The sequence below is a fragment of the Klebsiella sp. HN106 genome (assembly GCF_051209435.1).
GTDB lineage: Bacteria > Pseudomonadota > Gammaproteobacteria > Enterobacterales > Enterobacteriaceae > Klebsiella > Klebsiella oxytoca.
In genome coordinates this window covers 1-506 of sequence record NZ_JBLURD010000099.1, presented here as the reverse complement: position 1 = coordinate 506, position 506 = coordinate 1, and the positions used below count along the sequence as shown (strand labels likewise).

General features: G+C 61.5%; 1 protein-coding gene. It reads left to right on the top strand.

What is annotated here, in order from left to right:
* Positions 1-506, top strand: a 506-nt coding sequence (locus ACSIPU_RS30530) for a transposase (protein WP_435322479.1), incomplete at both ends; no start/stop codon positions are given.

Sequence of the window (506 nt, the reverse complement as noted above, 5' to 3'; positions counted from 1 at the left end):
CTGCCCGAGCTGTGGGGCGCGGCGGATGGCCGAAAGTGCCGCCTTGCTGGTTGATGAAGTACTGCCTGAACAACCCATGCGTCAGTGGGTGTTGAGCTTCCCGTTTCAGCTGCGTTTCCTGTTTGCCAGCCGGCCCGAGATCATGGGGTGGGTGCTGGGCATCGTTTACCGCGTCATTGCCACGCACCTGGTCAAGAAAGCGGGCCATACCCACCAAGTGGCCAAGACGGGCGCGGTCACCCTGATCCAGCGTTTTGGATCGGCGCTCAATCTGAATGTTCACTTCCACATGCTGTTTCTCGACGGTGTGTATGTCGAGCAATCCCACGGCTCAGCGCGTTTCCGCTGGGTCAAGGCGCCGACCAGCCCAGAGCTCACCCAGCTGACGCACACCATCGCCCACCGGGTGGGTCGCTATCTGGAACGGCAAGGCCTGCTGGAACGGGATGTCGAAAACAGCTATCTGGCCTCGGATGCGGTGGATGACGACCCGATGACACCCCTGC